16 protein-coding genes are annotated in these 20,300 nt (G+C 55.6%); 8 read left to right on the top strand and 8 right to left on the bottom strand.

What is annotated here, in order from left to right:
* Window positions 1-15 precede the first annotated feature (15 nt).
* Window positions 16-1,548 (top strand): L-piperidine-6-carboxylate dehydrogenase, encoded by a 1,533-nt coding sequence (amaB, locus tag K1V27_RS08095; protein ID WP_258929153.1) that lies wholly within the window; start codon window positions 16-18, stop codon window positions 1,546-1,548.
* Here amaB and K1V27_RS08100 read toward each other — a convergent pair.
* From K1V27_RS08100 to K1V27_RS08120, 5 genes are all read right to left on the bottom strand, one after another.
* The gene (locus K1V27_RS08100; protein WP_258929154.1) at window positions 1,545-3,320 is read right to left on the bottom strand and encodes an SLC13 family permease; all 1,776 of its coding nucleotides are present in this window, start codon (window positions 3,318-3,320) and stop codon (window positions 1,545-1,547) included. The genes amaB and K1V27_RS08100 overlap by 4 nt on opposite strands.
* Before the next feature lie 40 nt (window positions 3,321-3,360).
* Window positions 3,361-4,536 (bottom strand): acyl-CoA dehydrogenase family protein, encoded by a 1,176-nt coding sequence (locus K1V27_RS08105; protein WP_258929155.1) that lies wholly within the window; start codon window positions 4,534-4,536, stop codon window positions 3,361-3,363.
* A 42-nt stretch (window positions 4,537-4,578) separates the two neighbouring features.
* Window positions 4,579-6,573: a methyl-accepting chemotaxis protein gene (locus tag K1V27_RS08110; RefSeq protein WP_258929156.1), complete on the bottom strand. Its 1,995-nt coding sequence runs from the start codon at window positions 6,571-6,573 to the stop codon at window positions 4,579-4,581.
* A 204-nt stretch (window positions 6,574-6,777) separates the two neighbouring features.
* On the bottom strand, window positions 6,778-7,290 hold the full coding sequence (locus K1V27_RS08115) for a cache domain-containing protein (protein WP_258929157.1): 513 nt from the start codon (window positions 7,288-7,290) through the stop codon (window positions 6,778-6,780).
* Window positions 7,291-7,611: 321 nt separating this feature from the next.
* Window positions 7,612-8,928 carry a B12-binding domain-containing radical SAM protein gene (locus K1V27_RS08120; protein ID WP_258929158.1) on the bottom strand — a complete coding sequence of 439 codons (1,317 nt, stop codon included), beginning with the start codon at window positions 8,926-8,928 and terminating at the stop codon, window positions 7,612-7,614.
* A 387-nt stretch (window positions 8,929-9,315) separates the two neighbouring features.
* Between K1V27_RS08120 and K1V27_RS08125 the strand changes: the two genes are divergently transcribed.
* From K1V27_RS08125 to K1V27_RS22615, 7 genes are all read left to right on the top strand, one after another.
* Window positions 9,316-11,085, top strand: coding sequence for a methyl-accepting chemotaxis protein (locus tag K1V27_RS08125; protein ID WP_258929159.1), 1,770 nt, complete (start codon window positions 9,316-9,318; stop codon window positions 11,083-11,085).
* 3 nt (window positions 11,086-11,088) lie between these two features.
* Window positions 11,089-11,571 (top strand): chemotaxis protein CheW, encoded by a 483-nt coding sequence (locus tag K1V27_RS08130; RefSeq protein ID WP_258929160.1) that lies wholly within the window; start codon window positions 11,089-11,091, stop codon window positions 11,569-11,571.
* On the top strand, window positions 11,552-12,838 hold the full coding sequence (locus K1V27_RS08135; RefSeq protein WP_258929161.1) for a CheR family methyltransferase: 1,287 nt from the start codon (window positions 11,552-11,554) through the stop codon (window positions 12,836-12,838). The genes K1V27_RS08130 and K1V27_RS08135 overlap by 20 nt, the downstream gene beginning before the upstream one ends.
* Window positions 12,839-12,841: 3 nt before the next feature.
* Window positions 12,842-13,510, top strand: a complete 669-nt coding sequence (locus K1V27_RS08140; protein WP_258929162.1) for a chemotaxis protein CheW — start codon at window positions 12,842-12,844, stop codon at window positions 13,508-13,510.
* Between the two features lie 88 nt (window positions 13,511-13,598).
* On the top strand, window positions 13,599-16,325 hold the full coding sequence (locus K1V27_RS08145; protein WP_258929163.1) for a hybrid sensor histidine kinase/response regulator: 2,727 nt from the start codon (window positions 13,599-13,601) through the stop codon (window positions 16,323-16,325).
* 5 nt (window positions 16,326-16,330) lie between these two features.
* Entirely contained in the window at window positions 16,331-17,362 is a 1,032-nt protein-coding gene (locus K1V27_RS08150; protein WP_258929164.1) for a chemotaxis response regulator protein-glutamate methylesterase, read from the top strand.
* Between the two features lie 45 nt (window positions 17,363-17,407).
* Window positions 17,408-18,601: a SpoIIE family protein phosphatase gene (locus K1V27_RS22615; protein WP_309574002.1), complete on the top strand. Its 1,194-nt coding sequence runs from the start codon at window positions 17,408-17,410 to the stop codon at window positions 18,599-18,601.
* Here the strand turns inward: K1V27_RS22615 and K1V27_RS08165 are convergent.
* From K1V27_RS08165 to K1V27_RS08175, 3 genes are all read right to left on the bottom strand, one after another.
* Window positions 18,588-19,025 carry an ATP-binding protein gene (locus K1V27_RS08165; RefSeq protein WP_258929165.1) on the bottom strand — a complete coding sequence of 146 codons (438 nt, stop codon included), beginning with the start codon at window positions 19,023-19,025 and terminating at the stop codon, window positions 18,588-18,590. The genes K1V27_RS22615 and K1V27_RS08165 overlap by 14 nt on opposite strands.
* Before the next feature lie 3 nt (window positions 19,026-19,028).
* Complete coding sequence (locus K1V27_RS08170) at window positions 19,029-19,367, bottom strand: STAS domain-containing protein (RefSeq protein WP_258929166.1); 339 nt, start codon at window positions 19,365-19,367, stop codon at window positions 19,029-19,031.
* Between the two features lie 448 nt (window positions 19,368-19,815).
* Window positions 19,816-20,271 carry a PaaI family thioesterase gene (locus K1V27_RS08175; protein WP_258929167.1) on the bottom strand — a complete coding sequence of 152 codons (456 nt, stop codon included), beginning with the start codon at window positions 20,269-20,271 and terminating at the stop codon, window positions 19,816-19,818.
* Window positions 20,272-20,300 lie beyond the last annotated feature (29 nt).

The raw sequence follows: 20,300 nt of genomic DNA on the forward strand, positions 1-20,300 counted from the left end.
GAGTGAGGTGACGCTATGAAGGAGATACTGCATCGGCTGGAGATGGAAGGAATAAATTCCGGTGTCTGCACCGGAGCAGACTGGCTGCAGAGTACGGGCGACGATCTGACGTCCACATCCCCTATTGACGGATCGTCCATCGCAACGGTCAGGCAGGCGTCGGTGCAGGATTTGCAAAAGGTGGCGGCGCGGGCCCGTGAGGCATTCGAAGAGTGGCGTATGGTGCCCGCTCCCAAACGGGGTGAGATCGTGCGCCGGATTGGCCAGGCCGTGCGTGAGCGCAAGCAGGAGCTGGGTGCACTGATCAGTCTCGAAGTGGGCAAGATCCGTGTGGAGGCGGAAGGCGAAGTTCAGGAGATGATCGATATTTGTGATTTTGCCGTGGGACAGTCGCGCATGCTGTATGGCCGCACCATGCACAGTGAACGCCCGCGGCACCGCATGTATGAACAATGGCACCCGCTTGGCCCAATCGGGGTGATCACCGCGTTCAATTTTCCGCTGGCGGTCTGGTCGTGGAATGCCATGATTGCCCTGGTAGCAGGCGATACGGTCATCTGGAAGCCGTCCAGCAAAGCGGCTCTGTGCGCCGTTGCGGTGATGAAAATCAGCGGCCGAATTGTGCAGTCGCATGGATTGCCGGAAGGAATTTTGAATCTGGTGGTGGGCAAAGGAGACACGATTGGTGAACAGCTCATAGCCGACCGTCGCATCAGTCTTATTTCCGCAACGGGCAGCGTGCCGATGGGCAGGCATGTCAGTGAGAGGGTAGCCGCGCGGCTGGGCAAGACTATCCTGGAACTAGGGGGTAACAACGCCATTGTGGTCACTGCCAATGCCGATCTGGAGCTGGCTGTACGGGCCATCTTATTCGGCGCGGTGGGCACGGCCGGTCAGCGCTGCACCACCACCCGCCGGGTGATTGCACACAATAGGATTTATGACGCTTTGCTGGAGCGACTCGTGAACGGCTACAGGCAGGTAAAAATAGGCAATCCCCTGGAAGATGGTACGTTGATGGGTCCCCTTATTGACCGCGTTGCGGTGGCATCCATGCAGGAGGCGCTCGGCCAGTTGAAAAGAGAAGGCGGACGTGTGCTTTACGGAGGCGAGGTGTTGTCCGGCGGCATCTTTGCTGCCGGAACCTATGTGGCGCCCTGCATCTGCGAGGCGCACAACGATTTCACCGTCGTTCAACGGGAAACCTTTGCCCCGATTCTCTACCTCATTCGCTACAAGACGTTGGAGGAAGCTATCGAGCTCCACAACAACGTCCCGCAGGGATTGACTTCCGCCATCTTTACCAACGACCTGCGCGAGGCGGAAGTTTTCTTAAGTCATATGGGCAGTGACTGCGGCATTGCCAATGTGAATATCGGCACCTCGGGAGCCGAGATTGGCGGGGCTTTCGGAGGTGAGAAGGAAACGGGTGGAGGTCGGGAATCCGGTTCGGATGCCTGGAAAGCATACATGCGCCGGCAGACGAACACCATCAACTGGTCGGGTGAAATGCCCCTGGCGCAGGGGATCAGGTTCGAGCTCGGTTAAAAATGCCAAATGAGCGGGATGAAAAGCGAACTCAGCAGCCATGAGACGACGACCATGGGAATGCCGAGCTTGAGAAAGTCGGTGAAGCGATAACCGCCCGGACCATACACCAGCAGATTCGTTTGATAGCCGAGGGGTGAGGCGTAGCAGCAACTGGCACCAAAGCAGATGCCGACGATGAAAGGTCTGGGATCGACCTCAAGCGAAAGGGCCGTGGAGATGGCGATGGGCAGAAGCAGAACCGCGGTGGCGTTGTTGCTGATGATATGCGTGATGATGCTGGTCAACAAAATGAAGGCGCTGAGGATGAGTGCCGGATTGCGGCCTTTGAAAGGAGCCAGAAAAGCGTCTGCATAGAGTCTGGCAGTGCCGGTTTTTTCCATGGCGGCGCCCAGTGCGATGGTGCCGATGATGAGCAGCAAAACCTTGACGTCCAGCGATCGATAGGCATCTCTCAAGTGCAGACATTTCGTTATGATCATTAGAAATACCGCTGTGACTGCCGCCGTCACGATGTTCATCAAACCCGTCGAGGCGGCGGCGATCATTGCTGCGAAAATGACCAGAGCGATAGGCGCTTTCTTTTTGTGGACAATGCGATGATGAATGTCCTCGAGAACGATCACATCCGGATTGTTGCGCAGTTCGTCCAGCTTGTCTCGTGTGCAATGGATGAGCAGCACGTCCCCGATTGACAGCTTCAAATTCCGCAATTTTTGTCGCGTGTAATGGATCCCCTTGCGCTTCACTGCGATGAACTGGATGCCCAGTTCACTCTGCAGGTTCGCTTCAATGGGCTGTTCGCCGATCAACGCGGATTCGGGTGGAATGATCAACTCGACGATAATGGAGTTCTCATCCTGCGCCCTGAAATTCAGTTCCTCCACCTTGTGGGCCGGGTCCACGATCCCCTCGTTGAGGATTGCCACCAGATCGTTCGCAGTCCCTTTTACAAAGAGAATATCGTCGGGAGCGACACGCAGCCTCTCTCGCTCGGGAAAATGTATGACGTCGCCTCGGATCAATTCAAAAAGCTCGATGCTGGGATACCGACGGGACAAAAATTCCTGGGGGTCGTGCCCAATCAGCTTACCCTCGGGATGAGCCGCAAGCTCTGCCAGGTAGCGCGGAGCCGCTTCGCCTTTCAGTTCGCAGACGGGAGCCTTATGCTGGGGCATGAGCCGTGGAGATAGAATGAAAAGCAGGGCAATCACCAGGATGGCAATGAGGGTGCCAAGGGGAGAAAGTTCGAACATTTGGATGGTGCCGTAGCCGTACTTGAAGCTGAGGTCACTCACAATAATGTTGGTCGAAGTGCCGATGAGGGTGCAGGTACCGGCAGCAATGGAACAAAAGGAAACGGGAATGAGATAGCGGGATGGGCTCAATCCATATTCGCAGCACACACTCATGATGATGGAAACGAACAGGACGACCACGGGAGTGTTGTTGAGAAATGCCGAAGGGAGGGCGGTGCCGAGCATGGCCATGATGAGTATGCGCCTGTCTCTGCCCCGGGAGTACTCGATCATTTTTTCGCTCACAAAGGCGAGCGCTCCGGTGCGCATCAAACCTCTACTGAGCATGAACATGGAGCCGACGGTTATCACCGCCGGGTTGGCAAAGCCTGCCAGGGCTTCTACGGGACTGAGTATGCGCGTGACCATGAGGACGACCATTAATCCGACAGCCGTCACATCGATGGGTATTTTTTCGGTTATCAGCAGGAAAATCGTTGCTGCCAGGATCAGGGAAACGAACCAGATGGCCATAGGGATACTTTGCGGCTCAGCATCAAAAATGGTTCATCACTTAGCACCCGGTAAACGCGTCATGGCCGGTAATGTCGCGGCCCAATGCAAGGGCATGAATGTCCTGGGTTCCCTCATAGGTGTTCACCGTCTCCAAATTCAACATGTGGCGGATTACAGGATACCCCAGGCTGATGCCGTTGGCACCCAAAATATCGCGGGCGGTGCGGGCGATTTTCAAAGCTTCGGCGGCGTTGTTCATCTTGGCCATGGAAATGTGAGTGTGCCGGGCGATGCCCAAGTCCTTCAGCTGTCCAAGCCGCGCGCAAAGCAGTTGTGCTTTGGTGATTTCCGTCAGCATTCCTGCCAGCTTCTGCTGAACCAGTTGGTACGACGCAAGGGGAGCACCGAACTGTTTGCGGCTGCCGGCGTAATCGCGGGCCGCTTCATAGCAGGCCGTGGCGGCTCCCACGGCGCCCCAGGCGATGCCGTAACGCGCCTCATTGAGACACATGAGGGCGGACTTCAGGCCCGTCGTGGTCCCAGGCAGCAGATTTGTCGCTGGAATCTGCACATCCTTCAGCACCAGAGCTGATGTAACCGATGCGCGCAAGGAAAACTTTCGGGCAATGGGATGTGCTGAAAAGCCGGGGGTCCCTTTCTCCACCAGAAAGCCGCGGATGCCGTCCGGCGCTCGCGCCCAGATGACTGCGACGTCGGCAATTTCGCCGTTAGTGATCCACATTTTGCGGCCGTTTAGAATGTAGTGGTCTTTGGCCGGAGCAGCGCTAGTCTGCATACTGCCGGGATCGGATCCGGCCTGCGGCTCGGTCAGCCCGAAGCAGCCGATCTGGTCGCCGCGTGCCATGGCCGGCAGCCATCTTTTCTTTTGCTGCTCCGTGCCGAATTGGGCGATGGGGTACATGACCAGAGCATTCATGACGGAAACAAACGAGCGAAGTCCACTGTCTCCCCGTTCGAGCTCCTGGCAGATCAGCCCGTAAGCCATGTTGCTCAGGCCGGGGCAGCCGTAATCCTTTTGTTTGATTCCCAAGAGTTTGAGGGATGCCAGTTCGGGCAGAATTTCCAGGGGAAATTCGCCGCGTTCGAAATAGTCGGCAGCTTTTGGCAGGTAGCGCGTTCGGACCCAATTGCGCACCGCATCGCGCAGGCACCGGTCTTCCTCCGAAAATAACTGATCACACAGGTAGTAGTCGGTGCTTTGGGGAGCCTTCATGATTCCCTGCCTTGGGCAGCATCACACATGATCAACACCCTTTCAGGCCGGATCAGCTTCAACCCGGAACTGTGCCACTTCCGCCTGAAGCGCCTGAGCCGCTTCCTGCAACTGCTCGGTGGCGACCTTGAAATCGTGAATCACCTGATTGGTCAATTCCGTCGTCTCACTCAGCTGCTTCATGGCATTGCTGATTTCCTCAGCACTTTGGTTCTGGGACTGCATGGAATCGTTCACAGCGTCGAAGTGCGGTGTCAAAGCCTGAACTCGATCGATGATGGTGGAGAGCTGTGCACCGATTTGATCGACGTCTTGCACACCCTGTCGAACCTGTTGCAGGAACTTGTCCACCTCCATAACGCCGGAGGTGACAGCCGATTGCATCCCCTGCACCATTCTTTCAATGTCAAGCGTCGCCACTGCCGTCTGGTCGGCCAGGCGGCGGATTTCCTGAGAGACAACGGAGAAACCGTAACCGTATTCACCGGCTTTTTCAGCTTCTATGGCCGCGTTGAGGGAAAGCAGATTGGTTTGGGCCGCCACCTTGGTGATGGTGGTCACGATGGTGTCGATGCCGTGGGTCTTCTCGTCGATGGTTTCCAGTTTCTGGGCGATGGACCCGGTGGCCTGCATGAGCTGCTGCATGCTCGATTGGAGACGACCCAGGCCACCCTGGCCCTGCTCCGCAAGAGTTGCCGTTTGCGTAACTAATTCAGCGACTTCGTTCATGGTGTCGGATAGTTGCTGCGACCTCGAGGAGATCGTTCTGGAGGTGGCGCTCACCTGATTGACCGACACCATCTGCTCGGCCGCAGTTTCCTTCAGCTGGCCGGCGGAAGCCGAAATTTCAGTGGCAGTACTGACCACCTGGATGCCCGATTTTTGCACCTGACCGATCAGAGACTGGAGCGATCTGGCCATGCGACCAAAGGCGCTTGACAATTGCCAAATCTCATTCTTTTTCTTCCTGACGGCACGGGGCTCCTGCTGTTCCCCGCCCACATCGGCAAAAACCGTTGCCGCGTGACTCAGATTGCCTTCGGCAATCTCCTTGGCGGAGGCGGTCATGGCACCGATGGGTTTGGTGATCGATTGTATGATGCCCATGCCGATGAAAAGCAAAAACAAAACGCTCAGGGCAAAGGCGAGGGCGTTGACTATGAAAAGCTGCCGATTGAATTCTTCCATGCCCTGGTCGGCATTGGCCAATATCAGCTGCTTGGCCTTCAGCACCTGCAGGCGTATGCCGTCCAACTGAGCCTGATTCACCTCCTTGTCCACCCAGATGTGCTGCACTTCTTCAATCTCGGTTGGGACCTGATCAATTGTCTGAATCATTAAATCGATGAATTGCAAATAGCCATCATCCATTACCAGGTTTGCAATGGGGAGAGCGTTTTTCTTTTCTCTCTCCAGTTCTTTGACGGCGTTGTTGGTGTACAGCAGGTAACTGTTCATGTCGTTTTTGCGGAACAGGTCCTCATTCAGCACCAGGAACAGTCGGTTGATTATAAACGCCACATCCCGCGTGATGTCAGCCAACGATCGAATGTGTTCATCGACCTCTTCGGCGTTTGTCAACGCCGTCCCGATTTCAATGTTGATCTGCTTGATGACCGCTCCGGACTTTTCATTGAAGGTCATGACCGCACTGTCAATACGACTCTCCACGGAGTCGAGCTGCTTGATCAATTTAACCTGGTTGCTGAACGATTCCTGGTACCGGTCGATCAGTGCCAGGAGAGATTTCACTTCGGAAGAACTGACAATGGTGCGCTTCAGCAAAAGTTCGGCATTCTTTTCAGCCTCAGCGGCATACCTCAGCACTTCGCTGAATGATTCATCAGAATGGGTTGAGATGAAATTCTTTTCTTCAATGATAGCGTTCAGCAGGCTTTCACTCATCTTGTTGAGCTGGTGAGTAGCTGTGCTGTATTCGCTCATCTTGTGGTTCAAATAGCGGTTGACGCCGAACTGGAAGCCGATCATGGCAATCCCCAGGGAGATCAGGATGATCAGCTTGGAAGATACTTTCATCGCCACCGTTCCTTGTTGTTGCCCGATGATCGCAACGCGATCCGGTCCCAGGTGCTGCCAACCTGCCTGGGAGCGAGAGCGCGCTGCTTTCCTGCTAACATTCCGGCGGTACCTGTACGATGTGCTTCATGAGGCAAGTCTTCAAAAACATTATGGTGCCTGAGAAAAGATTTTGCGACGGTGCCGTACGTCCTTCCGGCAAGATTATTTGAGCATTTCTTCCAGTTCTTCCAGAGGAATGCCCTCGTCATAGATTCCCGCCGCCACCTGATAAGGAGTGCCGGGCACCGCCAGAACGTAGGCAATTTTCCTGGAGGGTACGGTTTCACCGACCTTTGGCCACCAGTATTCTACCCAGCCTCCCGCTGGCTTCTTTGCACTCTCACAGAATTGAACGAAGAAGTAGTTGCCTCGCACATCCTTTATGCCGGCAAGGTTTTTGCCGACCAGTATGGGTTTCAGCGGATGGGCGGCATCCGTCATGTCATCGCACTTGAGGACCCAGACGTAGGTGTCTTTCCAGACCCATCTGCCGTTGCTGTCCATGAACTGCGAAAGCCCTGCCGCTCCGGCGGATTGCAGAAAAGCGGCAGCCTCTCTCACCTTTTCCATGACCTCCCGGGGAGTGGCCGTTGGTTCCGCCGCAATTGACGGGGCGTCTGCCTGGAGAAGGAAGATTGACAAAAAAACACAGGCGATCGAATTTAAAGCTTTCACCGAACTCCCTCCATCGCTCGGATCCTGTTGTCGGCCAGCCATTCCAGCGAAAATTCCTGCGCCGTAAATTTGGCGATTTTGTCGGGCAAAATCGGGCACGGTCATTCCGGCAAAAGCCGCAATCCATATACCAAACGTCGTCCATTGGATGCCTGCCGCCTGGGCGGCGTTTCCCCGGCATGACGTTTGGTTGTCGATAAAATCGCTAAACCCGGGCGCGCTTTAATCGACATTCTATACCATCGATCAAATGGTTACGCCAGATTGAATTGCAGGTTGCCGGCGGGAAGCCGCAATAGAGCAATAGGCCGCAGTGCTTCATCAGTAGTAGTCGAAATTTTCCATGGAATCGGCGAGGGCCATTTTTCGCTGGGAAAAATTGACCACCCAGGAGGCAATGTTGGATCGGGTGATGGGCGGGGAGAGACGGGAAAACATGGATGGCAGGCTATAGAACTTCGTGTACAAGGCCTTGACCCGATCCTCGAGTTCTTCACGGGAGCAGTGTTTCGGCTTGATGTAGCAATTTATGCCCGTCCATCGGCCCATATTGTATGCGTCCAGTATGCGATCTTGTTCCCGCATACGGTCATACAATGGAGTCCCCTTGTGCGGCGTGAGAATGTTAAAATAGGCGGCCGGAACTTTGTTGCGCATCAAGAATTCTAAAGTTGCATCGAAAACTGTGGATTTCTCGGTATCATGGCCGAATATCAGGTTGACTGAATAGCTGATTCCCATGGCGCGCAACTGCTTCAATGTCTCTTCATATTGACTGGCTTTGTTGGCCCTTTTATTCATACCGTCGAGGGTGCCCTGATCGATGCTTTCCATGCCGATATTGATGTGGAGCAGTCCGCTCCTTTTGGCGAGGCGCATGAACTCCTGATTATTGCACAGATCCATCGACCACAGAGCCGACCAGCGCAGTTTCAACGGAATGAGCGCCTCCATCAACTCCATAGTATGAGATCTTTTGCCGGCAAAGTTGCTGTCGGCAAAAAACACATTTTTGGCCTTGCTGTACTTGATTTCCTCGATTACTTCCCGGGTGGGACGATAGCGATACTTATGGCCGAGATAGAAGCGTTCCGAGCAGAATTCGCAGGCGAAAGGGCAGCCTCGAGAAGTCTGCACCGAGAAGGTGGTGAACAATCCGTACTTCTTGAGATCGACCAGATCATACCTGGGGAAAGGAAGCCCACTTAGATCGTGCAGCGTCTTCCCGCGATAGATCTTTTTTAGTCTTCCCGCGGCTGCATCTTCCAGCATGGGCCGCCAGATTCCTTCACCTTCCCCGATTCCCAGGGCATCACAATGTTCAGCGGCTTCATCCGCATAGAAGTAGGTGTGCGGGCCTCCCATGATGACCGGTACGCCTCTTTGCCTGAAGCGATCGGCGATCTGGTACGCCCACAGGGAATTGATAGTCCATGTGGTGAGGGCAACCAGGTCGACGGGGGCATCATAGTCGATGTCCGTCAGCTGTTCGTCTATCAGACTCACTTCCCATTCCTTGGGGGTAATGGCGGCAAGGAAGGGGAGGGTGAGCCCTACGACACTCCTTTTCCTGGTCTTGTGAACTGTACGGTTCCCACGGCTGCGGTAGTGTGAAGGCTGAATGATAAAGAGCTTCATGCAATCTCCCGGGTTAACTTTGTGGTTCAGTCGGCCCGGTTGAAGCTGGTCGGCTCGGCATCGAAAATGAGCTGCCGCCCATGCGGGCTTATGGCCAGATGCTCTGCAACCGGGATCGATTCTCAGAATTACGCGATTAATAACTTCGGCACGAACAAAAAGCAACCACCCGCTGGCGGTTGTTCCCCGGGAGCGGGCATTGCTTCCCAGGGCATATCACCGCCAAATCGGAGCTTTACCTCGCATCGCATTTCGTATATAGGCCTATGTAATGGTCCTGTTATTAACTAATTGGAGGGTCACAACCTGCCTTGGAAAGGGAAGAGCTTTCTCGAGGACAATGTATGGGGATGCTCCAGTGTGCAAAACCTGGTATGAGGGGTTGCCTTGAAGATCAAAACAAAATTCATGTTGGCAGGAACAACATTCTGTGTTGCGCTCAGTGTTGCCGCCGTATGGGTTGATTCATACTTTCTGCAGAACATTTTTTTTGACCAGTACAAAGAGAAGGCGAGAATATTGCTCTACAGTATGCGGGCCGTGCGGGCGCATACCGGTACGGTCATTCGACCCAAGGCAACCGAGCTGATCGGAGAGGGTTTCATGACCGAACTTCAGTCTACTTCCTATGCGGCTAACGGTGTGTTCGCGAAAATCCCGGAAGAAAACAGGTACGGCCTCAACTTCAAGACGGCTTCGATCAAACCGCGCAATCCCGGTAACCGGGCCAATGAGGCGGAGACGGAACTCATCAAGCTGCTCGATGAGCTGCACATCAAAGGGAAGGAGCCCGTCTGGCAGGGTTTCAGGCAGTTGAATGGAGTCGAAAACTATGTCATCGCCGTCGGCGAGGTCAACAAGCCGGCCTGCATGCAATGCCATGGTCGTCCTGAAGAGGCTCCCGAGGGAATGCGCAAGCTCTACCCCGTGGCCCAGGATGATGGTTACGGGCATCTCCCCGATCGCGTCGAATCGGCAGAAATCGTTTCCATACCGGTGTCCGCTGTAGAAGCCAGTGTGGACCGGCTGAGAATATACAGCGCCCTCATTTCCATTTTCATCCTGACTATCGCCCTGGTAGGAATCAACTATTTTTTGAATGCCATCTTCAGACCGGTGAGACGCGTTACCGACGTTGCGCAGCAGATCGCCGGCGGTGATTTGCAGGGAGCTTCGGAATCATTGGATAGCTATTCTGAGGGCGGCAGTCGGCCCTCGGAACAGGTGGAGCAAAGGAAAAAAGAGCCGGACGAAACGGGGAAGTTGCTCAATTCCTTCAATATCATGGCCCACAATCTCAACTCATTGGTTGGGCAGGTCCAGAACTCGGGTATCCAGGTCACCACGTCGGCTACCGAAATCGCCGCTTCGGCGCGGGAGCTCGAGGCCACTGCAGCACAGCAGGCCATATCCCTCAATGAGGTGAGCACTACTTCCAACGAAATTTTTGCGACCTCCCAGGAGCTTGCCGGTACCGTGCAACAGGTGGCGGGTATGGTGTCCGGCACGGCAACGCTCGCCGGGCAAGGCCAAAACGGCCTGGCGGATATGGAACAAATCATGCGGCGACTGGTCACGGCAACCACCACATTTTCCGCCAGGTTATCCACTATCAACGAAAAGGCCAACAACATCGGCAGTATCATTACGACGATCGCCAAAGTTGCCGATCAAACCAATCTGCTTTCACTCAACGCCGCCATCGAAGCGGAAAAGGCCGGTGAATACGGGTTGGGGTTTTCCGTAGTGGCGCGCGAAATTCGTCGCCTGGCGGATCAGACCGGAGTCGCCGCCCAGGACATCGAGCATATGGTAACGGCCATGCAATCGGCGGTGTCCGCGGGGGTCATGGAAATGGACAAATTCTCCGAAGAAGTGCGCAGGGGAGTAGAAGAGGTGACCGGCGTGGGTGGCATGCTCGGGCAAATCATAGCCCAGGTTCAGGATCTTGAGCCCCAGTTCGAGGCGGTCAAGGTGGGTATGCAGGCTCAGTCGGCCGGAGCGCAACAGATCAGTGAAGCCATCAATCAGCTCTCCGAAGCGGCCGAACAGACGCGCGCCTCACTCCAGGAATTCAAAGATGCCACCGTGCAGCTGAACGAAGCGGTCCAGGGTCTGAGAAGTGAAGTGGCGCGCTTCAGAGTGGGTGGTGCCTGAGCCATGCTGCTCCTGATCTTTTTCGTGGGCAAAGAAAGATATGGGATCGATTCCAGAAAGGTGGTCGAGGTGGTACCGGTCGTGAACTGCAAGCCGGTTCCCCACGCGCCGTCCCATGTGGCTGGTCTGCTCAGTTACCGAGGCGATATTGTTCCGGTGGTGGATCTATCCGCCCTCATTGGTGGGGCACCCGCGCGGCATCTGTTGAGCACGCGGGTCATCCTGGTGAAGTATGTCGGTGCCGACGCCAATGAACATATTTTGGGACTTTTGGCTGAAAGAGTGACCGAGACCCTCAAATGCCGGGAAGAAGATTTCAAATCTCCCGGGTTTGTGGCTTCCGCGGGGCGTTACCTGGGTGATCTCTATATCGACGGAGAGGGCATGATCCAGCGCATCGTCGTGGAGGCGGTTCTGCCGGAAGAGTTGCGCCGGTCCCTTTTCGCCGAAGCCGAAAAGGTGGCCGATGCGCTTTCAGCAAGTTGAACAGTTCCTCACCCAGGCGATCGGCCTCGATTCCGCATCGATCGGGACCAAGAGTGTAGAGCGGGCCGTCCTTGCCGGAATGGAGCGTACTGCAACGCGGTCGGAGGCAGCATATCTTGCTTTACTCAAGGGCAGCGAAGCTGAGCTGGCGGCCCTCATAGAATCGGTCGTGGTTCCGGAAACCTGGTTTTTTCGCGATCAAGGTCCGTTCGCCTATTTGCGCCAGTATGTCTTACACGAGTGGAAGCCGTTGCATAAGAACAGAATGTTGCGGCTGCTGTCGGTGCCCTGCTCGACAGGCGAAGAGCCATTTTCGGTTGCCATAACACTGGTGGAAGCAGGGCTCGGCCACCGGGATTTTTCCATCGATGCGGTCGACATAAGCGAGCGGGCCCTGCAGACGGCTGAACGAGGGATCTATGGCAAAAGCTCATTTCGAGAAAAGGATGAGGATTTTGTAGCCCGATATTTTTCACAAACAGCAGACGGAATGAAAATTCATGAGAGGATACGCAACTCGGTTTGTTTTCAGCGCGGCAACATCCTCGATCCCGCTTTTCAGGTTAATCGCTCATCCTATCATGTAATCTTTTGTCGCAACCTGTTGATCTATATGACGCAGCCAGCCAAGAAACGCATATTGGATGTTCTGGACGGTATGCTTGTCGATGGGGGACTGCTCTTCACGGGGCATACCGAAACCATGCTGGTACGTTCGTACGGTTACTCCATTGTCAAGTATCCGCGAGGGTTTGCCTGCAAAAAGGGACAAATAAGTGCCGTGGTGCGGGGTGGCGCGGCCGAGAAAAAAAGATCGGCGGCCGGCAGGGCTGCTTTTCCGGTCAGACCCCCTCCCGTTTCGCCTGCGCCCGTAGTGCCCAGGAACTGGTCGCAGCCGACTGAGGCCCGCGCGAGTATCCAGTCCACCGGCCAGGAAAGCCCGGAGGCAATGCTCGATCGCGTGCGGCAATTGGGCAATCGAGGTGCCCTGGAGGAAGCTGCAGCCCTTTGTGAGCAGGTCTTGCAGAAGCATAGTCTGAACAGTGAGGCCTATTACCTGATGGGACTTCTGCATGATGCGGCGGATAAGCACGATCTGGCCGAACAATGCTTCCTCAAATCACTCTATCTGGATCCCGATAATTATCAGGTCCTGGTGAAGCTCTATCTCCTTTACGAACACAGAGGGGACAGCTCAAGGGCGAAGACCTATCGCGAGCGTGCTGCCCGTGCGCAGGCACAGCCGAAAGACGGGTCTACGGGGTAAGTGATGCAGAAGGAAGAAGCCGATAAAGTGGTGGGTTGCTGGAAAATCACCGGCACCGAAGGGGATGGCAGCTGTCCCAAGCTGGCGGCACGCGGTCACTGCCGCAACTGTTCGGAGTATGTTTTGGCGGGCAGAAGTCTGTTTGATCGTCCCGTGCCGGCAGGATACCAACAGCAGTGGACCGAGATCATTGCCAGGGAGAAAAAGGCTGAAACGGCGGAGCTCATTTCCGTCATAGTTTTCAGAGTGACGCACGAGTGGCTGGCTCTGAAGACCCGATACTTTCAGGAAATCACCAGCGAGCGTGTGGTCCATTCCGTGCCGCACCGCACCAACGACGTCTTCAGAGGCCTGGTGAATATTGGCGGTGAGCTCCTTTTTTGCGTATCGGCCGCCGCCGTTCTGGGTGTTGCCAATGAAGCTGCAGACCCGACGGCACAACAAAAGTTACGGCGGATGGCCGTGGTCAAAAAAGAGGGCCGCCGTTTTGCCTTCGAGGTGGATGAAGTGCTGGGGGTCTATCGGGTTGCTCCGGGACTGATGCACAAGGTACCGGCCACTCTCTCCAAATCGACGATCGTTTTGACGAGAGGAATATTCACCCTGGAGGACAAGAAAATCGGGTTTTTGGATGAGGATGCCTTCCTCAATTGTTTGTCCTTTGACTTTTAGCACGGAGGGCTGAACAAGACTATTGCCAGGTCTTGTCCGGCGCCGGCAAAAACCTCGAGGAGCATACCCCTGGCAGGAGCGACTGGAAGTGGGCTCAAACCTGGATAACCTTAACGATCTATCCATGCTGGAGCTTTTCCGCATGGAAGCGGACAATCACTCGCAGGTCCTCGAATCAGGGCTGCAGCATCTGGAGGGCGAGCAGTCGCCGGAGCGCATCGAGCCGCTCATGCGCGCCGCCCATTCCATCAAGGGAGCTGCGCGTATCGTCGGCTTGAGCGTGGCGGTGAATTTGGCGCATGCCATGGAAGAGGTATTGTCCAAGGCACAGCAGGGCACTCTCCATCTGACTCCGGATTTCATTGCAGGCGTGGCCGAGGGGAGTCGAATTTTTCGTGAAATCGGCGGTCTCGACACCGCCCGCCTGCAGGAGTGGCTGCAACACAAATCCAGTGAAATTTCCCATATCATCGGGTTGCTGCAAGGCTCCGGCGGTGTCCCGGCGCAGCCTGAACCGGCGGCAGCCAACCGCCAGCACCCAGCCACGCTGAAAGAACCTGTGATGCCTGAGACCCCGCCGGATCTGGGCGATCTGTCAATGATGGATCTGTTTCGACTGGAGGCGGAAAACCAGGCACGTATTCTGGAATCGGGGCTGGTCAAATTGGAGAAAGACCAGTCCTGCGAGCGGGTCGAGCCACTGATGCGTGCCGCCCATTCCATCAAAGGGGCGGCACGCATCGTTGGATTGGACATCGCCGTGGAATTGGCTCATGCCATGGAGGACGTCCTCTCAGCGGCGCAAAAGGGGGAGCTGACGCTCATTCCCGAGCACATAGACGTGCTTCTGTCGGGCAATGACATCTTCACCCACGCTGCCGGTGTGGATACTGAAAATCTCGGCTTGTGGCTCACGGAACAGGCAGACTTCATAAGGGGCATAAGCGGATCCCTTCGCTCGATCCTGGAGGGGCAGCGGGCCGAGTTCTCGAAAGAACCCGTCGGTGCCGCCAGAGTGAAAATTGCACTTGAGCCTGAGGCGAATGCCAGGGCGGCAGTGGAGAGGGAAGGGGCGGATACCGTAATCCGCATTACAGCGCAAAACTTGAGCCGCCTCATGGGATTGGCTGGAGAGAGCCTGATCGAGGCGAGATCGCTCGAGTCTTTCACCAGGAGTTTGATGGAACTGAAAAATGAGCATTATGCAATTGCCGAATCCCTGGAGCGAGTCCGTCAGTTTTTGCCTGCCGAATCCATGCAGGGCGAATCCCTCGAGGCCCTCAGCCTGGCTTTAGAAGCGGTGCGCCGTGCGCGTACCACGTTGGCCGGACATTTGGAGGGTTTTGATTCATTTTCCCGTCGTTTGGAGCACTTGGCCGATCGTTTGTACAACGAAGTGATCGCCAGCCGAATGCGGCCTTTTTCCGATGGAACCTATGGGTTCTCGCGAATGGTGCGCGATTTGGCGAAACGATTGGAGAAGAGAGTCAATTTTCAGATCCTGGGAGAGAACACCCAGGTGGACAGGGATATCTTGGAAAAACTGGAGGCGCCTCTCACCCATCTGCTGCGCAACGCCCTCGATCATGGTCTGGAAGTGCCGGCCGAGCGCGCCGCCGAGGGCAAGTCCGCCGAAGGCAACTTGACGTTGGAAGCCCGCCATCGAGCCGGGATGCTGTCGATCACGGTAACCGACGACGGCAGAGGGATTGACCCGGAGGCAATCAAGCGCAAGGTTGTGGAAAAGGGTTTGGGCAGCAAAGAAATGGCCGCCAGCCTGAGCCGTTCCGAACTGATGGAATTTCTTTTCCTACCCGGTTTTACCACGAGCGGAGCGGTGACGGAGATTTCCGGCCGCGGCGTGGGCCTGGACGTGGTCCATTCGATGGTGCAGGAGGTGGGTGGTTCGGTACGGTGTGATTCCACTCCAGGCCGGGGCACTCGCTTCCATATGCAGCTCCCCTTATCTCTGTCGGTGGTGCGAACGATTCTGGTGGATATTTCCAATGAGCCTTACGCAGTTCCCCTGACCCGCGTCGATCGAATCCTCAGTGTTGCCAGGGAAGCCGTGAAGACGGTCGAGGACAGACAGTTTTGCAGCTATGAAGAGGACAACATTGGCCTGGTCGATGCGCACCAAATATTGCAGACGGCCTCTGTGAGCCAGGGCGGTGAGGCTCTATCGGTGGTGGTGGTCAGTGATCGCATGAACAGCTTTGGCCTGGTGGTGGATCAATTTTTGGGGGAACGCGACCTGGTAGTGAAGCCGTTGGATCCGGTTCTCGGCAAAGTTCCCAACATCAGCGCCGCCGCTATCCTGGAAGATGGCTCCCCGGTGTTGATCCTCGATATTGATGATGTGGTGCGCTCCATTGACAACATGCTGACGCAGAGCCGGCTGGGCAAGGTGGAGCTGAGAGGTCAATCCGCTGCCGGCAGGGAGAAGAAGAGAATATTGGTGGTGGATGATTCCCTGACGGTTCGAGAAGTGGAGCGCAGGCTGCTGGAAAACAAGGGCTACGAAGTGGAAATCGCGGTCGACGGAATGGACGGCTGGAATAAAGTTCGCAATGCCCGTTTTGATCTGGTCATCTCCGATGTGGACATGCCGCGCATGCATGGGATTGAATTTGTCAGCAGGATCAAGACCGATCCCAGGCTGAAGGATATTCCGGTCATGATCGTATCGTACAAGGATCGGGAGGATGACAAGCTCAAGGGGTTGGAAGCGGGAGCGAACTATTACCTGACCAAGAGCAGCTTTCATGACGAGAGTTTGATCAGCGCGGTGATCGATCTGATCGGGGAAGCATAAGGAAGATGCGCGTCGCGATAGTGAATGATCTGCTGATGGCCGTCGAAGTGCTGCGCCGTGTGCTGGCTGCCGTGGGGGATTACGAGATAGCGTGGATCGCTTACAATGGTGCCGAAGCAGTGGAAAAATGTGCGGCTGACTTGCCCGATCTGGTCTTAATGGACCTGATCATGCCGGTTATGGACGGTGTGCAGGCGACTTGCACCATTATGCGGGAGACTCCCTGCGCTATTTTGGTGGTCACCGCTTCAGTGCGGGGAAACGCCGCCAAGGTGTTCGAAGCCATGGGTTGTGGAGCCCTCGATGCAGTCGCTACTCCGGTTCTCGGCCCCGAAGGCAAAATTGAAGGCGGGGCCGAACTGCTCAAGAAGATCAAAACCATCAGTCGACTTATCGGCAAGCCGGTAGCCAATGAAAAGCCCGGATCGCCCAGGGTGTTGCCTCGGAGTGCGCCTCAATTGGTGGCCATCGGTTCATCAACCGGCGGGCCCAGGGCATTGGCGGAGATCCTTTCCAGGCTCCCGGAAGATTTTCGAGCTTCCATTGTCATCGTTCAGCATGTGGATGTTCAATTTGCCGGAGGCCTTGCCGAGTGGCTCAACGAACAGACCCACCTGACGGTCACCGTGGCCTCGGGCGGTCAGACCCTGCGCGAGGGGATGGTGTATGTGGCGGGAACCAACGACCATCTGGTGATCGGCTCTGATCTGGCACTGCACTATACACCGGAGCCCAGAGACTATCCTTATCGGCCGTCGGTGGATACGTTTTTTTTCAGCGTGGAGAAACATTGGCCGGGCAAGTCGGTGGCCGTTTTGCTCACCGGCATGGGCCGGGACGGGGCCAAGGGATTGCTGGGCCTGAAGCGAGCCGGCTGGCATACCATCGCGCAAGACGAGCAAACCAGCATCGTTTATGGCATGCCCAGGGCCGCAGCCGAAATGGGCGCGGCGGTGGAGATCCTTCCGCTGGATAGGATCGCAGAGAGCATTGCCAGGCACATGCGCAGCGAAGAAGTCGCTTATTTGGGGGGATGAAATCCCCTATCATGGACAGGTAAAGGCAGGGGAAAGGAAAACGCGATGCCGCCGGAACAAACCAAGGCCGATTCCGCTTTGACCCAACATGCTATCACGGTACTGCTGATCGACGACCAGGCCATGGTCGCCGAAGCGGTCAGGCGCATGCTGGCGTCAGATGAAGATATCATCTTTCACTACTGTCAGGACCCGACAAAGGCTGTTCACGTCGCCACCGAGATAGGTCCCACGGTGATCTTGCAGGACCTGGTCATGCCCGAAATAGACGGTTTGACCCTGGTCCGTTTTTTTCGGGCGCATCCCCGGCTGCGCGACGTTCCGCTGATTGTTCTGTCCACCAAAGAGGAAGCGACCACCAAGGCGGAAGCCTTTGCCCTGGGGGCCAATGATTACCTGGTCAAGCTGCCTGACAGGATAGAACTGATCGCGCGCATTCGTTACCATTCCAAGGCGTATATCAACCTGCTGCAAAGGAACGAAGCCTATGAGGCGCTGGTAAAAAGCCAGCAAATTCTTTCCGCTCAAATTCAGAGGGCGGCGGAGTATGTCACTTCCCTGTTGCCCCTGCCGATCCTTGACGGAGCCATCACCACCAGGTGGCGGTTTGTTCCTTCCGCCGAACTGGGTGGGGATTCATTCGGGTATCACTGGATAGACGAGGATCATTTTGCCATATACCTTCTCGACGTTTGCGACCACGGGGTGGGCCCGGCGCTGCTGTCGGTTTCCGCACTGAACGTACTGCGCTCACAGAGTCTGCCCAATACCGACTTCAGGAAGCCAGGCCGGGTGCTGGCCGCCCTCAATGACACATTCCAGATGGAAAACCAGAATGATCTGTATTTCACCATCTGGTATGGGGTTTTCAACAGGGCCACGGGCGAGCTCAAATATGCCAGCGCCGGGCATCCTCCCGCATTGCTTGTTTGCGCTTCGGGCGAGGTGGCGGAACTGAAAACACCCAACATCATGATAGGCGGCCTGCCGGGTGTCGAATACAAGAGCGCGAGTGTCACGCTGGAACTGCCCACGAGGCTGTACATCTATTCCGATGGCGTGTACGAGGTGCGCAAGCCCGATGGGGAAATGTGGACCTTCGACGAATTTAAGGGTTATTTGCTGGACTTGCAGGGGGCGGAATCGGAAATAGATCAGCTGTACGATCATGTCCGGCGGATGAATCAAGGGGATACCCTGGAGGATGATTTTTCGATGTTGACGGCTAATTTTCGATAGGCAGGAGGCATTCTTTGGGGATCTGAAAGTACAGGTTTAATATGTTACAGCCCTGTTCCCGCTGGTAGGTGACCTGGTCGGCCATGCGTCGCACCAGGTGAATTCCCAGCCCGCCAACGCCCCTTTCGTTTATCCCCTGAGTGGTATCGGGATCGGGTCTGGCCAGGGGATCAAAGGGCTTCCCCCAATCCTGGATGCACAGGTGAAGGATGGAGTCATTGACCAGGGAACACCCCACTTCCACCTCGCCGTGGTCATGCTCGGCGTACGCATAATGAATTACGTTGACAATGAGCTCCTCCAGGGCCAGTTCAATCTTGAACAGCAGATCGTCATCCAGACCCCAGTGCGCGGCCTTGTCCAACACATAGGAGCGAAAACGATCGAGATGTTCCATCTTTGCGGGTAGGCGAAGGGTGTCCATGCTTTATCTTTCCCGGTCAAGGAGTGCCTTGTCAAGGGATTCGTGGATTGAAAACATCGTGGCAAAACCTGAAATGGAAAACACGTTCTCGACCATACTGGAAAGGCCGCAGAAGGTGATGTCCCCTTTCCGTTGGCGAAGTTTCTTGGCGATTTGCAGGATGCTCCTGAGACCCGCACTGCTGATATATTCCAGGCCGCTAAAGTCTGCAATCAGGAAAAGCTCCCCGCCGTTGATTCGGCCGGCACATTCCGACTCGAAATCGGGAGCGGTAATTGCGTCCAACCGTCCATGCACGGAGACAATCAGAGTGTCTCCCTTTTTGGCAAATTTTGTCTTCACGCAGTGGTTCTCCTTTCCCTGCCCCTTGGCATGACCTTGGCGCAAACACTTGGGCGCCCGGTTGGGCTGAATTCTACTGACACGCCTCATCTGTGAGCTCCTGGTCGCGACAGACGGGAAAAAACGAAAATGATTCCTTTCAATTTAACGACTGATGTTTAGCACGCTCGCCCGTGAGATACAAGTTTCCTTTAAGCAGCCTCGACGGCTAGCCTATTCTGCAACAATCCAGTAAGCATACCCCCGGGTTAGGCTCCATTTTTTCATTTCTGCCTTAGCCCTGCCCCGCAGGAGCAACGTACCATAACCCAGGGCAGCACCCCGGAGCCCGGGCGGAAGGCTCCTCGACCGACACTCCTCGGGTGCTGGAACAATCAAAGAAATGGCGTAATTCTCAAGGGAAGTGGTCAGGTGCCGAATGACACCTGCAATTTGCGTCACATTCCAATCACCCCATCAATCCCTCCCGACCAGGAATGCTCATTATGGTGGCAATCATGGTAGCGACCATCTTTTTCTCTCCATTTTTCAATGCAAACACATCTCCCGCGCACACCGTGAGGGTGCGTCCCGATTTGGTCACCTTTCCACGCGCGACCAATGATTCCCCTACAGCGGGTGACAGCAGGTTTATTTTATACTCTACGGTGAGCACCGCCGCATCAGGAGCCATTAGACTGAATGCCGCATAGCCGCAGGCGGTATCGGCAAGGGTGCTGACGACGCCGGCGTGGATGAAGCCATGCTGTTGAGTCAGATCATCCCGAAATCCGAGGGAAATTTCCACTTCCCCCGGCAGCACCTTCGTGAGACTTGCTCCAATGGTCTTCATGAGATTCTGCTTAGAAAAGCTCTCCCGCACCCGCGATTCGTAGTTCTCATCTTGTGCTGCAAAGTCCTTCATCGATTCCTCCCTGGAGAAACTTCCTGTAC

This window comes from Desulfoferrobacter suflitae, from assembly GCF_022603395.1.
Lineage (GTDB): Bacteria > Desulfobacterota > Syntrophobacteria > Syntrophobacterales > Syntrophobacteraceae > Desulfoferrobacter > Desulfoferrobacter suflitae.

Bases quoted from the DNA above. Each gene is read 5' to 3' on its own strand.
- K1V27_RS08110 (WP_258929156.1), bottom strand. From the start codon at position 6,573: ATGAAAGTATCTTCCAAGCTGATCATCCTGATCTCCCTGGGGATTGCC.
- K1V27_RS08105 (WP_258929155.1), bottom strand. From the start codon at position 4,536: ATGAAGGCTCCCCAAAGCACCGACTACTACCTGTGTGATCAGTTATTT.
- K1V27_RS08130 (WP_258929160.1), top strand. From the start codon at position 11,089: ATGCTGCTCCTGATCTTTTTCGTGGGCAAAGAAAGATATGGGATCGAT.
- K1V27_RS08140 (WP_258929162.1), top strand. From the start codon at position 12,842: ATGCAGAAGGAAGAAGCCGATAAAGTGGTGGGTTGCTGGAAAATCACC.
- K1V27_RS08165 (WP_258929165.1), bottom strand. From the start codon at position 19,025: ATGGACACCCTTCGCCTACCCGCAAAGATGGAACATCTCGATCGTTTT.
- amaB (WP_258929153.1), top strand. From the start codon at position 16: ATGAAGGAGATACTGCATCGGCTGGAGATGGAAGGAATAAATTCCGGT.
- K1V27_RS08100 (WP_258929154.1), bottom strand. From the start codon at position 3,320: ATGGCCATCTGGTTCGTTTCCCTGATCCTGGCAGCAACGATTTTCCTG.
- K1V27_RS08175 (WP_258929167.1), bottom strand. From the start codon at position 20,271: ATGAAGGACTTTGCAGCACAAGATGAGAACTACGAATCGCGGGTGCGG.
- K1V27_RS08135 (WP_258929161.1), top strand. From the start codon at position 11,552: ATGCGCTTTCAGCAAGTTGAACAGTTCCTCACCCAGGCGATCGGCCTC.
- K1V27_RS08150 (WP_258929164.1), top strand. From the start codon at position 16,331: ATGCGCGTCGCGATAGTGAATGATCTGCTGATGGCCGTCGAAGTGCTG.
- K1V27_RS22615 (WP_309574002.1), top strand. From the start codon at position 17,408: ATGCCGCCGGAACAAACCAAGGCCGATTCCGCTTTGACCCAACATGCT.
- K1V27_RS08120 (WP_258929158.1), bottom strand. From the start codon at position 8,928: ATGAAGCTCTTTATCATTCAGCCTTCACACTACCGCAGCCGTGGGAAC.